At 47.0% G+C, this 14,803-nt stretch carries 10 protein-coding genes; 6 read left to right on the forward strand and 4 right to left on the reverse strand.

The window, feature by feature from the left end:
- Positions 1-4: 4 nt before the first annotated feature.
- The 3 genes from hisC to gyrA all read right to left on the reverse strand — a co-directional run bounded on the left by hisC (position 5) and on the right by gyrA (position 4,987).
- Positions 5-1,105 (reverse strand): histidinol-phosphate transaminase, encoded by a 1,101-nt coding sequence (hisC, locus tag CWI82_RS06375; RefSeq protein ID WP_130202957.1) that lies wholly within the window; start codon positions 1,103-1,105, stop codon positions 5-7.
- A gap of 140 nt (positions 1,106-1,245) precedes the next feature.
- Positions 1,246-2,328, reverse strand: a complete 1,083-nt coding sequence (gene serC, locus CWI82_RS06380; RefSeq protein WP_130202958.1) for a 3-phosphoserine/phosphohydroxythreonine transaminase — start codon at positions 2,326-2,328, stop codon at positions 1,246-1,248.
- Positions 2,329-2,332: 4 nt separating this feature from the next.
- The gene (gene gyrA, locus CWI82_RS06385; RefSeq protein WP_130202959.1) at positions 2,333-4,987 is read right to left on the reverse strand and encodes a DNA topoisomerase (ATP-hydrolyzing) subunit A; all 2,655 of its coding nucleotides are present in this window, start codon (positions 4,985-4,987) and stop codon (positions 2,333-2,335) included.
- A 142-nt stretch (positions 4,988-5,129) separates the two neighbouring features.
- Between gyrA and ubiG the strand changes: the two genes are divergently transcribed.
- The 6 genes from ubiG (at position 5,130) to CWI82_RS06415 (ending at position 11,019) form a co-directional block, all read left to right on the forward strand.
- Complete coding sequence (gene ubiG / locus CWI82_RS06390; RefSeq protein WP_092854803.1) at positions 5,130-5,840, forward strand: bifunctional 2-polyprenyl-6-hydroxyphenol methylase/3-demethylubiquinol 3-O-methyltransferase UbiG; 711 nt, start codon at positions 5,130-5,132, stop codon at positions 5,838-5,840.
- The gene (locus CWI82_RS06395) at positions 5,819-6,493 is read left to right on the forward strand and encodes an HAD family hydrolase (RefSeq protein ID WP_130202960.1); all 675 of its coding nucleotides are present in this window, start codon (positions 5,819-5,821) and stop codon (positions 6,491-6,493) included. The genes ubiG and CWI82_RS06395 overlap by 22 nt, the downstream gene beginning before the upstream one ends.
- Positions 6,494-6,871: 378 nt before the next feature.
- Positions 6,872-9,211, forward strand: a complete 2,340-nt coding sequence (gene nrdA, locus CWI82_RS06400) for a class 1a ribonucleoside-diphosphate reductase subunit alpha (RefSeq protein WP_092854799.1) — start codon at positions 6,872-6,874, stop codon at positions 9,209-9,211.
- Between the two features lie 37 nt (positions 9,212-9,248).
- Positions 9,249-10,379 carry a class Ia ribonucleoside-diphosphate reductase subunit beta gene (gene nrdB / locus CWI82_RS06405; protein ID WP_092854797.1) on the forward strand — a complete coding sequence of 377 codons (1,131 nt, stop codon included), beginning with the start codon at positions 9,249-9,251 and terminating at the stop codon, positions 10,377-10,379.
- Positions 10,380-10,385: 6 nt separating this feature from the next.
- Positions 10,386-10,649, forward strand: coding sequence for a class I ribonucleotide reductase maintenance protein YfaE (yfaE, locus tag CWI82_RS06410; protein ID WP_092854795.1), 264 nt, complete (start codon positions 10,386-10,388; stop codon positions 10,647-10,649).
- A 103-nt stretch (positions 10,650-10,752) separates the two neighbouring features.
- Entirely contained in the window at positions 10,753-11,019 is a 267-nt protein-coding gene (locus CWI82_RS06415; RefSeq protein WP_092854793.1) for a GrxA family glutaredoxin, read from the forward strand.
- Here the strand turns inward: CWI82_RS06415 and hrpA are convergent.
- A complete protein-coding gene (hrpA, locus tag CWI82_RS06420) occupies positions 11,005-14,745 on the reverse strand; it encodes an ATP-dependent RNA helicase HrpA (RefSeq protein WP_233340198.1) in 3,741 nt (1,246 codons plus the stop codon). The genes CWI82_RS06415 and hrpA overlap by 15 nt on opposite strands.
- Positions 14,746-14,803 lie beyond the last annotated feature (58 nt).

Consider the following 14,803-nt stretch of genomic DNA (forward strand, 5'->3'; position numbering starts at 1 on the left):
GGAGCTACAAAATAGTTTTCATCGCATCAATGAAGGCTTGGTTTTCGCTTGGCAAACCAATACTGACGCGCAGATGATTGGGCAGCTGATATCCTGCAACCGGGCGCACGATCACGCCTGATCGCAGTAATTTTTGATACATTTCACCAGCTTCTGGGCCCACTTCAATGGTGAGGAAGTTGCCGTGCGAAGGAATATAGTTCAAGCCATGCTCCTCACAGAACGCGACAAGCTGTTGCATGCCTTGTTTGTTCACACGAATTGATTCCGCCAAATACGCTTCATCATCCAGCACTACTTCTGCGGCGCGAAGACTTAAACTATTCATATTAAACGGCTGACGAATACGGTTCATCAAATCGGCAATTTCAGGATGTGAAATCGCATAGCCGGCACGTAACCCAGCTAGGCCATAGGCTTTTGAAAAAGTGCGGCTGACAATCAAATTCGGGTACTTCGCGACCCACTCAACGGAAGGTGCACGTTCAGCTTCGTCAACATACTCGTAGTAAGCTTCATCAAGTACCACCAAGACATTGCTTGGCACTTGCGCAATAAACTCAGCCAACGCTTCGGTTGTTAAAAAAGTACCGGTTGGATTGTTCGGATTGGCGATGAAAATCATGCGAGTTTTTGGCGTAATTGCTTTTAACATGGCTGGTAGATCGTGGCCATAATCTTTCGCTGGCACAGCGACACCTGTTGCACCAATCGCTTGGGTTACCAGCGGGTAGACCACAAATGCGTGCTGGGCAAAAATGACCTCATGGCTGGCATCAACGAACGTGCGAGCCAATAACTCCAGCACATCATTCGAACCATTCCCCAAGGTGATTTGATTCGTATTTACGCCAAATTTGCTTGCCAATTTACTTTTCAAATAAAAGCCATTGGCGTCCGGATAACGCGCTAATCCATTTAACGCGTCTTGTAATGCCGCTTTTACCTGTGTACTCAATCCCAACGGGTTCTCGTTTGAAGCGAGCTTCACGATGTTTTTAATTCCAAGCTCACGCTCCACTTCTTCAATGGGCTTGCCAGCTTGATAAGGACTCAAGTTACGAACGCCTGGGTTCGCAAGTTCTTTCGCATTAAATTCAGTCATAAATTTCTCGTTGTTCGTACACTTCGTTGTTCGTACGCTTCGCTATTCGTCCGCTTCGCTATTCGAACAGTGCGTAGCACGCACGAACAGTGAACAAAGTGAACGGACGAAAACCGAACAACGCTTTTGTGTTTTATGTTTTAGGCTTTGCGCTCGAATTCGCGCATAAACTCAACCAACGCATCCACTCCGGCCATCGGCATCGCATTGTAAATACTTGCGCGCATACCGCCGACAAAACGGTGTCCTTTAAGCCCCAACAGACCAGCTTGCTCTGCTTGCTTGAGGAATTCACCGTCGAGGCGGTCATCAGCGAGCAGAAATGGTACGTTCATAATTGAACGATAGTTAGGGTGAACTGGATTACTATAAAAGTCAGAACTGTCAATATATTGATACAGTTTGCTCGCCTTGGCGTGGTTTTGTTGCCCCATCGCCGCAACGCCACCTTGGCGTTTCAACCACTGGAAAACTAACGCCGACAAATACCAAGCGAAGGTATTTGGGGTGTTATACATGGAGCGTTCTTTTGCTTGAACGGTATAATCCATGATGGTCGAGGTGTTACCCTGGGCATGGCCAAGCAAGTCATCGCGAACAATCGCAATGGCAAAACCAGACGGCCCAATATTCTTCTGGGCGCCAGCGTAAATAATACCAAAACGGCTCACGTCTAAAGGTTCAGACAGAATATTCGAAGACATATCCGCAACAATGGGCGCATCAACATCCGGAATTTCATGTAAGGCAATGCCGTCAACGGTCTCGTTTGGACAATAATGGAAGTAGGCTGCGTTATTGGACAACTGCCAGCTGTCACGCGGTGCCAATGCTTTACCTTGCTCGGTTTGCACTGCCGCACCCACAACATTGACATGTTGCACGTACTTCTGTGCTTCTCGAATGGCAAAGTCAGACCAAATACCACAATTTAAGTAATCGACAGTGGCGTTTGGTCCGGCGATATTTTGAGGCACGGCACTGAACTGGCCGCGCCCCCCCCCATGCATGAACAGCACTTGATAGTTATCAGGAATCGCCATCAAATCACGCAAGTCTTGTTCAGCTTGCTCGGCCATCCGAATGAAACTCGGATCACGATGACTAATTTCCATCACTGAAATGCCCAAGTTGTTCCAATTTAGGAATTCTTCCTGGGCTTGTTTCATTACTTCTGCCGGCAACATTGCCGGCCCCGCAGAAAAGTTAAACGGGGCGCTCATGCAATTATTCCTCACTGACATCATCAGGCGTTGCGTCATCATCCGCATCGTCATCTAAAGGTTCACTGTTGTCCTCGCCTTCTACTGGCTCATTCAACAGCGCATCGGTTTCATCATCTTCGTCTACTTCATCAATCCGCTGCATACCGACCACTTGCTCATCAGAACCCGTGCGAATCAGGCGCACACCTTGGGTGTTACGACCGACAATCGATACTTCACTGACGCGGGTGCGTACCAAGGTACCTTTATTACTAATGAGCATGATCTGGTTCGCTTCAACCACTTCCATGGCACCAACCACTTCGCCGTTTCGCTCGCTTACCTTGATTGAAACAACGCCTTTGGTTGCGCGACTCTTCGCTGGATAATCAGTAATTGGGGTACGTTTACCGTAACCATTTTCGGTTACCGTCAAGATGCACGGCACCTCTTCTTCGATAGTTCGAGGCACAATCAATGACACGACTTTCTGACCGTCAGCGAGGCGAATACCACGGACACCGGTTGCGGTACGACCCATAGAACGCACTTGATCTTCACTGAAACGGACCACTTTACCGCCATCAGAGAACAACATGATCTCATCGCCCGCAGTAGTAACGTCAACACCAATCAATTCATCACCTTCGTTGAGATTCAAGGCAATGATACCGCCGCTACGCGGACGCGAGTATGCTTCCATCGGCGTTTTCTTAACCGTACCGTTACGGGTGGCCATCACAATGTACTTATCTTCTGGGTAGTCACGTGTTGGCAAGATGGCGGTAATACGTTCGCCCTCTTCGAGTGGTAACAAGTTTACAATAGGTCGACCACGCGCGGTACGCGTCGCCAATGGCAAGTTGTAAACCTTCATCCAGTAAATACGGCCGCGAGTTGAGAAGCACAAAATCGTATCGTGCGTATTGGCAACCCATAGCCGCTCAATAAAGTCTTCATCTTTCATCTTGGTGGCAGATTTACCCTTACCGCCACGACGTTGCGCTTCATATTCCGTCAATGGTTGATACTTCACATAACCATGATGCGAAAGTGTTACAACAACGTCTTCTTCATTGATCAGATCTTCCATGCTGATATCGTGCGCAGCTGCAGTGATTTCAGTACGGCGCGCATCGCCATACTCTGCTTTCACTTTTTCTAGCTCTTCACGAATCACTTCCATTAAGCGCTCAGCGCTATTCAGAATGTGCAGCAATTCTTCAATGATTTGTAGAAGGTTTTTATACTCTTCGAGGATTTTTTCGTGCTCAAGACCAGTTAACTTGTGTAAGCGCAAGTCCAAAATTGCTTGGGCTTGTTCTTCCGTTAAATAGTATTGACCCTCGCGAATACCGAATTCAGGGCTAAGGTGATCTGGGCGCGCAGCGTCAACACCGGCACGCTCAAGCATTGCTGCAACATCACCTAACTGCCATGCGCGACCCGTTAAACCAGCTTTCGCATCCGCGGCAGTTTGTGAGCGGCGAATTAACTCAATAATTTCGTCAATATTCGCCAACGCAATCGCTAAACCTTCTAAGATGTGCGCGCGTTCACGTGCTTTGCGCAACTCATATACTGAGCGCCGTGTCACCACTTCGCGGCGGTGTAAAATGAAGCACTCCAGCATGTCACGCAGATTGAACAAACGTGGTTGGTTCTTATCAAGCGCAACCATGTTAATACCAAACACAACTTGCATTTGAGTGTTGGCATATAAATGGTTCAGGATAACTTCAGAAACTTCACCGCGCTTGATTTCAATGACGATACGCATGCCATCTTTATCTGATTCATCGCGCAGACCACTGATACCTTCTAGGCGCTTTTCTTTCACTAGCTCAGCAATTTTCTCAATCAGCTTCGCCTTGTTCACCTGATAAGGTATTTCGGTAACGATAATCGCTTCGCGACCGTTGCTATCCGTTTCAACCTCGGCTTTAGCGCGCAGGTGAATCCGACCACGTCCAGTTTTGTAGGCTTCAATGATGCCTGCACGACCAGAAATGCTTGCCGCCGTTGGGAAGTCAGGGCCTGGGATATATTCCATCAATTCATCAATTTGAATATCTGGATTATCAATCATTGCCAAGCAACCATTAACCACTTCGGTTAAGTTGTGTGGCGGAATATTGGTCGCCATACCTACGGCAATACCTGATGAACCGTTTACCAGAAGGTTCGGTACGCGAGTTGGTAAGACTTCAGGAATTTGTTCAGTGCCATCGTAGTTTGGCACAAAATCGACGGTTTCTTTGTCGAGGTCGGAGAGTAATTCGCTGGCAATTTTTGCCATTCTGATTTCGGTGTAACGCATGGCAGCTGCGGAGTCACCGTCAACGGAACCAAAGTTACCCTGGCCATCCACCAGCATATAGCGTAGTGAGAATGGTTGCGCCATACGTACAATGGTATCGTACACAGCGCTATCACCGTGTGGGTGATACTTACCGATAACGTCACCAACAATACGTGCTGACTTTTTATATGGCTTATTGAAATCATTGCGTAGTTCATTCATCGCAAACAATACGCGACGGTGAACCGGCTTGAGACCATCACGTACATCCGGCAATGCCCGTCCTACAATTACGCTCATCGCATAATCGAGGTATGAACTTTTCAGTTCGTCTTCAATATTGACCGGAACGACTTCTCTGGCGAGATCACTCATAGTAGTTATATCCCTAAACGCTCTGTCTTTCTTATAATTCGTACGATAGCGCATTGTACCCGTAGCGAGCCGCTATCGCATCTTTTTTTATCCCTGTAGGTTGAGTACACTGTACCGACTTTTAAGCCGTAGCAGAAGCCCTATGACCGCAAATTCGAATGTAGATCCAGCAGAAATTGAAAAATTTAGCGCCATTGCCTCCCGTTGGTGGGACCCCGAAGGTGAATTTAAACCACTTCACCTCATTAATCCGTTGCGCCTTGATTATATTTTGCGTCACTGCGACGGTGTCTTTGGACAAAAGATTTTAGACATCGGCTGTGGCGGCGGCCTCCTGGCTGAAGGTTTAGCAAAAGCTGGTGCAACAGTTACTGGTATCGACATGGCAGAACAATCGCTGCAAGTTGCGCGTCTGCATGCCCTTGAAAGCCAACTTTCAATTGATTATCAGTGTATTCCCGCTGAGCAATTTGCGCAGGAGCACGCAGCGCAATTCGACGTGGTCACTTGTTTAGAAATGCTTGAACACGTGCCTGATCCCGGCGCCATTGTCCAAGCCGCTGCCAATGCTGTGAAGCCAGGTGGTTATGTATTTTTCTCCACGTTAAACCGAAACGTCAAATCATGGCTATTAGGTATTGTTGCCGCTGAATATGTATTGGGCTGGGTGCCAAAAGGAACACACCAGCATCAAAAATTTATTCAGCCAGCCGAACTACTGCGCATGACTGATGCAGCAGGCCTTGACGCGCAAGCCATGACCGGTATGCACTATTTACCGTGGCGTGGTTTTTATCTTGATAATTCGAATGTGGATGTGAATTACATCGTATGTCTACACAAGCCAAGTTAGCACCACCGCAAGCGGTCTTGTTTGATCTCGACGGGACCTTGTTAGATACCGCGCCAGATCTCGGCGCGGCCTTGAATACGGTACTTGCCGCCGAGCAGCGTCCCTTAGTCAGTCCTGCAGAATACACGCCGCTAGCGTCGCATGGATCTGCTGGGCTGTTACGCTACGCCTACGGTGATGAGTTTGAGCAACGTAGCGATGAACTACGCAGCGCTTTTTTAGATGCCTATGCCGCCCAAATTGCCGTACACACGCAATTATTTGATGGCGTTGCAGACTTGCTCGAGCAATTGCATCAGCAACACATCGCGGTGGCAATTGTCACGAACAAACCACAAGCACTGACGCAACAGTTAGTGCCGCACTACCCACAGTTGGCGACAATTAAGGTGGTAGTCAGTGGCGATACGCTGCCGGTAGCAAAGCCTGATCCTGCGCCGTTGCTGCATGCTGCAAGCCATCTTGGTATTGAAGCTCAGCACTGCTGGTATGTGGGAGATGCCGAACGTGATATAGAAGCTGGTCGGCACGCTAACATGTTCACTGTGCTGGCCGAATATGGTTACATCAGCACCAATGATAACATCCAAAGTTGGGGCGCAAATGCGCAAATTACCCACCCGCTAGAATTAGTCCGATTGTGGTCAAATTAATTGTTTAACACTACATCTTGTGGGTGAGCCGACTCACCCGTCAAGATCTTGTAAAAGCCTTGTTAAACGTGGCTTATAAATTTGTTATCTGAACATTGCATTTAACAGACAAAAAAATAATAAGAAAATTTTTTTTCTGGCTTGATTTTCCTAAGTCGCTTTATTGGCAAGCGTTTTAGCGAAAGCTCCTACTTCGCCATGCAATTCTCGCCATTTTTTCACCGTAAATTCACTTGATCAGCGTACGATAAGTGCTAGGATACAGGTCATTCAGCTAACCCAAGATATTGTGTAAAAAACGCACGAGCGACGTCCTGTCGCACCATATCTTGTGGCTACATAAAAAACACATAACAACAATGACTATGGATGCGCCTCATGAATCAACAGCTCTTCGTAACTAAGCGTAGCGGCGAACGTGAACCTCTGAACTTGGACAAAATCCACCGCGTTATTAGCTGGGCCGCCGAAGGCCTAAACGACGTTTCAGTCTCACAAGTTGAAATCAAATCACATATTCAGTTTTATGACGGCATCAAAACTGAAGATATTCATGAAACGATTATCAAGGCTGCTGCCGATTTAATTTCTGAAGAAGCACCTGATTATCAATACATGGCCGCTCGCTTAGCCATTTTCCATTTGCGCAAGTTGGCATACGGCCAGTTCGAGCCACCGCATTTGTATGATCAAGTCACCAAAATGGTTGAGTCAGGTCGTTACGATAAGCACTTGTTAACCGATTACAGCAAAGAAGAGTTCGAACAAATGAATGATTTTATTGATCATTCACGTGATTTGAATTTCTCGTATGCTGCAGTAAAACAACTGGAAGGTAAGTATCTCGTTCAGAACCGTGTTACCGGCGACATCTATGAAAGTGCTCAATTTTTATATGTTCTGGTAGCGGCTTGTTTATTTGCCAACTATCCGAAAGATACACGATTAGATTATGTCAAACGCTTCTACGATGCGACGTCACAGTTCAAAATCTCGCTACCAACGCCAATTATGGCGGGCGTGCGTACGCCAACGCGTCAGTTTAGTTCGTGCGTATTAATTGAAGCAGGTGACAGCCTCGATTCTATCAACGCAACCGCAAGCGCTATTGTGAAATACGTATCGCAACGCGCTGGTATTGGTATCAATGCAGGTCGTATTCGTGCACTCGGTAGCCCAATTCGCGGCGGTGAAGCGTTCCACACCGGTTGTATCCCGTTCTATAAATACTTCCAAACAGCTGTAAAAAGCTGTTCGCAAGGTGGCGTTCGTGGCGGCGCAGCTACCCTCTTCTATCCGCTTTGGCATTTAGAAGTAGAGAGCTTGTTGGTGCTTAAGAACAACCGAGGTGTTGAAGAGAACCGTGTACGCCACCTCGATTATGGCGTGCAATTTAACCGAGTTATGTATCAGCGTTTGATTAAAGACGACTACATCACATTATTTAGCCCGTCTGACGTACCTGGTTTATACGATGCATTCTTTGCTGATCAAGACGAATTTGAGCGTTTATACAAACAGTATGAAGCCGATGAATCAATTCGTAAGAAGCGCATCAAAGCAATCGAATTGTTTAGTCTGTTTATGCAAGAGCGTGCCAGCACTGGCCGTATTTATTTGCAAAACGTTGACCATTGCAACACCCATAGCCCATTTGATCCGAAAGTGGCGCCGATTCGCCAGAGCAACTTGTGTCTGGAAATCGCGCTGCCAACGAAACCGTTGGCGCACGTGAACGATGAAGAAGGTGAAATTGCCCTATGCACGCTGTCCGCCTTTAACTTAGGCGCGATCAAATCACTGGACGACTTGGAAGAGATGGCTGAATTAGCCGTGCGCGCGCTTGATAGCCTCCTCGACTACCAAGAATATCCAGTGCCGGCAGCGCGTAATGCCACCATGGGGCGCCGTACCTTAGGTATCGGTGTAATCAACTACGCATATTACTTAGCGAAAAATGGCGTGCGCTATTCTGATGGCTCGGCCAATGGCCTAACGCACCGTACTTTCGAGGCAATTCAGTACTACCTCATGAAAGCCTCGATGAACCTGGCGAAAGAAATGGGTGCGTGTCCGAAGTTTAACGAAACGACGTACTCAAAAGGCATCATGCCAATTGATACCTATAAGAAAGATCTCGATACCGTTTGTAGCGAACCATTGCATTACGATTGGGATAGCCTGCGCGAAGATGTTATGAAGTATGGCATGCGTAACTCAACCTTGTCAGCATTGATGCCATCTGAGACGTCGTCGCAAATCTCGAATGCAACCAATGGTATTGAGCCGCCACGCGGACATATCAGCGTCAAAGCATCGAAAGACGGGATTACCAAACAGGTTGTTCCAGAGTACGAGACCTTGAAGCAAGCGTATGAACTTCTGTGGCAGATTCCAAGTAACAAAGGTTATTTAGAGCTGGTTGGTATTATGCAGAAATTTGTCGATCAGACGATTTCAGCGAATACCAATTACGACCCGAACAAGTTCGAAGCCGGCAAAGTACCTATGAAGCAATTGCTACAAGACTTGCTGTATGCCTACAAACTTGGTGTCAAAACATTGTATTACCACAACACGCGTGACGGTGCATCTGACAACCAGGTGGATCTCCGCGATAAAGTTGAAGCCAAAACACGTGAAGAAGAAAATCAACAAGCAACTGTGGCGGTCGTTGAAGAAGACGATGATTGTGCCGGTGGTGCTTGCAAAATTTAATAACGTGGCAAGGCCAACAATTAAGGTGCGCTAAATTATGAGTTATTCGACGTTTAATAAAAATCAGATTAACCCGTTACATGAGCCGATGTTTTTTGGTAACTCGGTCAACGTAGCGCGTTATGACCAACAAAAACATAGTATTTTTGAAAAGCTCATCGAGAAACAAATCAGCTTCTTTTGGCGTCCAGAAGAAGTTGACGTGAGTCGCGATCGCGTGGACTTTCAGGCACTTACTGAAAGTGAAAAGCATATTTTTATTTCAAACCTGAAATATCAAACGTTGCTCGATTCAGTGCAAGGTCGTAGTCCAAACATTGCCCTACTCCCAATTGTATCGATTCCTGAACTTGAAACTTGGATTGAAACTTGGTCGTTCTTTGAAACCATTCACTCACGCTCATATACGCATATTTTGCGTAATCTTTTTACCGACCCGAGTGAAGTATTTGAAGATATCGTGATCAACGAAGAAATCCAAAAGCGCGCGAACGATATCTCTCAGTACTATGATGATTTGATTTTCTACACGCAGCTTTGGCAAACACACGGCGAAGGTGTCTGGGAAGTTGATGGCGAAGAGCACACCGTAAACATGCGGGAGCTCAAAAAGAAATTATTCTTGTGTATCAATTCCGTGAATGCTCTTGAGGCTATTCGTTTCTATGTAAGTTTCGCTTGCACCTTTGCCTTTGCTGAGCGCGACTTAATGGAAGGTAACTCAAAGATCATTCGTTTGATTGCTCGTGATGAAAACCTGCACTTGGTTTCAACTCAGCAAATCTTGAACCTTTGGCAATACGGCAAAGATGACCCTGAAATGAAAGAAATCGCCGAAGAACTGCGTGAAGAAGCGCTGGCGATTTTCATGAAAGCGGTCGAACAAGAGAAGCAATGGGCGCATTATTTGTTCCGTAATGGGTCAATGATTGGTTTGAACGAAGAAATGTTATGCCAATACGTGGAATACATTGCCAATATGCGTATGGAAGCCATTGGCTTTGATGCGCCATTCAAACAACGCAGTAACCCATTACCGTGGATGAACAAGTATCTTGTTTCTGACAACGTTCAAGTCGCGCCACAAGAAGCTGAAATCACCTCTTACTTAGTGGGCCAAATCGATAGCGAAGTAAGTGCCGCCGATTTGGGAGACTTCGAACTTTAATCCCCCATGAGCCAGCTTTATAAGGTTAAAGTCAACGGTCAGCACGAGCTGACCGTTGATGCTTCACAAGGTACAACTCTGCTTGAGGTGATGGAGCAAGCCGGCTTAGAACCGCACTATCACTGCCGTAATGGCTTCTGCGGTGCTTGTCGTGTCCAGCTGGTCAGCGGTGAAGTTGATTATGTGAATGATCCACTTGCCTTTATTCGCCCCGGTGATTGTCTCGCCTGTTGCTGTACAGCAAAAACCGACCTCGAAATTAATCAATAAATCGACAAAATCGATAATCTAAATCAACGAAACCCATTGGCATCTCGGCCTTGTTTGTAGGAAAATACTGGGCAATTATCGCTTTAAAAAACAGGAGTAGCGAATGTTTACTGTAATTTTTGGTCGCCCTGGTTGCCCATTTTGCGTCCGCGCAAAACAGATTGCTGAAAAATTAGCTGAGGATCGTGACGATTTTGAATTCCGTTACATCGATATGCATGCCGAAGGTATCAGCAAAGCTGACTTAGAAAAAACGGTCGGTAAACCAGTACTCACCGTGCCACAAATCTTTATTGATGAGCAGCACATTGGTGGTTGCGATGATTTCGAAGCGTATTCACGTGCCAACTTAGGCTTATACGCTAGTTAATGCTTGTCGCACCCGTTTTTCAGAGATAGGGAAACGGGTGCCTAATGTTTGCGCAAACAAACTTACCCGCAGTTCTTCAATCATCCAGCGAATATCTTTAACCGCTTTCGGTATTTCCTGACTGTGCTGATATTTTGCCAGCAACGCCTGATAATCTTGCTGTAAGCTGGTAATTGTGAGCGTATGTAAGCGGTCTTTGTTTGGATCAACCGGAAGTTTCTCTAGGCGCCGCTCTATCGCCTGTAAATATCTCAAAATATCGGCTAATCTCGCAGCACCGACATCGCTAACAAAGCCCCGATAAACCAAGTGATCAAGCTGATCTTTGATGTCACCGTGTGCTTGAATCTGATCTAAACTTACTTTGCCTTTTAAGCGCTTGCGTATGGTCTGACTCAATATCAAACACGGCTCCACCATATTGGCAATCGCTGTAACTCTCTCATTAATTTCTCCACGCGCTTGCTCAAACAGTTGGCTAAAAGACGCAGCGTCACGAGCTGTATTGCCATCAATGAGTTCGTCGAGCGCCGCTATAATGCAGTCATGAATCAAGTCATCGACTTTGCCCCAAGGATTATAATACATCGCCAGTTTCGCTTTGTTAGACAGCGACTGCTGCAGATAACGTACCGGTGAAGGAAGCTGTACTAGCAGCAGTTGACGCAAACCACGTCGATGCGCATATTGCGCTTGTATTGGCGTATCAAACAGTTCCTGACGAACGCCCTCGCCGTCTGGAACCAACGCAGGATAAGCTTTTATCGCATACCCTTGTTGTTGCTGTTCCAAAGTATCTGGAAGTGCGCCAAATACCCACTCGGTTGCCCGCATTGGCTGTTCTGTCTCAGACTTCTGTACAGCGCGTTTCAACGCATGTTGTACCTGACCTTGCATGGCTTGCTGTAGCACTTCTAAATCTCGGGCCATGCGTAACGTTTCACCGCGTTCGTTCACAACCGCATAATTCATCCGCAAGTGCGGCGACAATTGTGATGCATCCCATGCATCGGACGGAATGGTAACGCCGGTCATGCGCCTTAATTTGGCCGCCAGTGCATCTAACAATGATGTGTTGGAAATTACTTCACCGGTACAATCAGCTAAAAATGCCTGAGCATAATTTGGTGCGGGCACAAAGTTACGCCGTAATGTTTTAGGTAAGGATTTAATCCAAGCCACCACAACATCATGACGAAAAGCCGGAATTAACCAATCGAAACCATGATTAGTCACCTGATTCAATAGCGCCAGCGGAATTTCCACGGTCACGCCGTCGTCTTCTGCTTTCGGATCAAAAACATAACGCAGTTTTAGACGTAAATTGCCTTGCTGCCAGGCTTCTGGATAATCTAGTTCGGTAACATGCGAAGCGTCCTGAGCCATCAAATCATCACGTTCAAAGCGCAATAATTGAGGTTGTTGTTTAACGGCCTTGTGCCACCAGCCACTTAACAGCTGCTCGTTATAGATCCCCGCAGGTAGCTCGCGATCATAGGCCTCGAATAGCGCTTCATCATCAATTAAAATATCACGGCGACGTGACTTTTCTTCAAGCTTTCGTACGTCATCAATCAGTGCTCGATTATGGGCGATAAACGGTAATTCACGCTTCAACTCACCCTGCACTAGCGCTTCACGTATAAAAATTTCGCGTGCCGCACTTGCGTCAATTGGTCCATATTGTACTTTGCGCCGAGGCACAATAATTAAGCCGAACAAAGTAACCTGTTCATCGGCAATAACCGACCCCTGCTTCTTCGAGAAGTGAGGCTCAAAATAATTGCGTTTCACCAAGTGCGTTGCCGCAGGTTCAATCCATTCGGGCTCAATTCGGGCATTCATGCGCGCAAATAACCGCGAGGTTTCGACCAGCTCAGCCGCCATCACCCACTTGGGAGATTTCTTAAACAGACTCGATCCCGGAAATATATAGAACTTTCGATTACGCGCACCGAGATATTCATGGCCTTCTTGTTTCTGGCCAAGTTGCGATAACATGCCTGTGAGTAGCGCCCGATGCACAGCCTCGTAAGAGGCTGGCTCTTGGTTAATCCGAAAGCCTAAGCCACGCACTGTTTGCCGCACTTGGGTATAAACATCCTGCCATTCACGCACACGCAGAAAGTGCAAAAACTCTTGCTTTAAACGCTTTCTAAATTGCGTTTTTGACAACTCATGTTGCAGTTCTGACAAATAACTCCAGAGCTTTAAAAAGCCCATAAAGTCTGAATCTTTATCATGAAAGCGTTGGTGTAACTCGTCGGCTTTTTGTGCTGCCTGCTGTGGACGCTCGCGCGGATCTTGAATGCTCAACGCAGCCACAATCACCATCACTTCCTGCATACAGCCATACTCGTTGGCCGCTAAAACCATACGCGCCAGGCGCGGATCTAGTGGTAATTGAGCGAGTTGCCGCCCGATCGGAGTCAATCGAGGCCCTTGATAGCCATTTCCTCTCTGCCGTCGATTACGACGACCACTTGGAGCTATGGCATGCAACTCCTGCAGCAAGTTCACACCATCGTTGATATAACGCTCATCGGGGCGTTCGATAAATGGGAATTTACGAATATCGCCCAACTTCGCCGACGTCATCTGTAAAATAACCGCAGCAAGGTTGGTACGTAAAATTTCTGGATCCGTGTATTGCGGGCGAGCAAGAAAATCTTCTTCGCTATACAACCGAATACAAATGCCTGGTGCAACGCGGCCGCAGCGTCCTGCACGCTGATTGGCGCTGGCTTGCGATATTTTCTCTATCGGCAACCGCTGCACCTTAGTGCGATAACTATAACGGCTGATTCGGGCTGTGCCTGGATCAATCACATAACGAATACCTGGAACCGTGAGCGATGTTTCCGCCACGTTGGTTGCAATCACCACGCGGCGCATGCTGTGTGGTTGAAAAATTCGGTTTTGTTCAGCTGCAGAAAGGCGCGCAAATAAAGGTAATACCTCGGTATTCGTTAACTTCAACTCACCAATCGCTTCAGCAAAGTCACGAATTTCACGCTCACCACTGGCAAAAACTAACACATCACCAGGTGCTTCGCACTGTAGCTCATGCAGGGCATCACAAACGCCTTGCACCACGTCCAGATCATCATCATTGGTATCTGCGTCTTGCAACGGTCGATAGCGTGTTTCAACGGGATAGGTCCGCCCGCTAACAGTAATAATCGGCGCGGCATTAAAGTGCTTGGAAAAACGTTCCGTTTCAATCGTTGCAGAGGTGATGATGAGCTTCAGCTCTGGACGCTTTGGCAACAATGTAGCCAATACACCCAATAAGAAATCGATATTTAGACTGCGCTCATGCGCTTCATCAATAATAATTGCGTCGTATTTGGACAACAGTCGGTCCGTTTGTAGTTCAGCCAGCAACATACCATCGGTGACTAACTTAATCCGGGTGCCCGGGGCAGTTTCATCTTGAAATCGAACTTTAAAACCAACGATTGAGCCAAGTTCGCTTTGCAGTTCCTGTGCGATACGGCTAGCTACGCTTCGAGCCGCCAATCGACGCGGCTGCGTATGTCCGATCATGCGCCCTTGCTCAGCATCACCGTAGCCCATTTCGAGCAACATTTTGGGTAACTGAGTCGTTTTACCTGAACCTGTCTCGCCGGCAACAATAACAACTTGATGTTTTTTGATGGCCGCCTGAATAGACGATTTTTCTTGTACGACAGGTAAGTCAGCGGGAAATTGAATAGCGCGCACGTCAATCCTAATTGATTTTAAAAAGCTGACGCTAGTTTACCAGCGTCAGCCTTTGATG

Source organism: Pseudidiomarina tainanensis, from assembly GCF_004214835.1.
GTDB lineage: Bacteria > Pseudomonadota > Gammaproteobacteria > Enterobacterales > Alteromonadaceae > Pseudidiomarina > Pseudidiomarina tainanensis.

What these genes read in the sequence shown, in the direction of transcription:
- hisC (WP_130202957.1), bottom strand. Translation starts at nt 1,105, where the DNA reads ATGACTGAATTTAATGCGAAAGAACTTGCGAACCCAGGCGTTCGTAAC.
- serC (WP_130202958.1), bottom strand. Translation starts at nt 2,328, where the DNA reads ATGAGCGCCCCGTTTAACTTTTCTGCGGGGCCGGCAATGTTGCCGGCA.
- gyrA (WP_130202959.1), bottom strand. Translation starts at nt 4,987, where the DNA reads ATGAGTGATCTCGCCAGAGAAGTCGTTCCGGTCAATATTGAAGACGAA.
- ubiG (WP_092854803.1), top strand. Translation starts at nt 5,130, where the DNA reads ATGACCGCAAATTCGAATGTAGATCCAGCAGAAATTGAAAAATTTAGC.
- CWI82_RS06395 (WP_130202960.1), top strand. Translation starts at nt 5,819, where the DNA reads ATGTCTACACAAGCCAAGTTAGCACCACCGCAAGCGGTCTTGTTTGAT.
- nrdA (WP_092854799.1), top strand. Translation starts at nt 6,872, where the DNA reads ATGAATCAACAGCTCTTCGTAACTAAGCGTAGCGGCGAACGTGAACCT.
- nrdB (WP_092854797.1), top strand. Translation starts at nt 9,249, where the DNA reads ATGAGTTATTCGACGTTTAATAAAAATCAGATTAACCCGTTACATGAG.
- yfaE (WP_092854795.1), top strand. Translation starts at nt 10,386, where the DNA reads ATGAGCCAGCTTTATAAGGTTAAAGTCAACGGTCAGCACGAGCTGACC.
- CWI82_RS06415 (WP_092854793.1), top strand. Translation starts at nt 10,753, where the DNA reads ATGTTTACTGTAATTTTTGGTCGCCCTGGTTGCCCATTTTGCGTCCGC.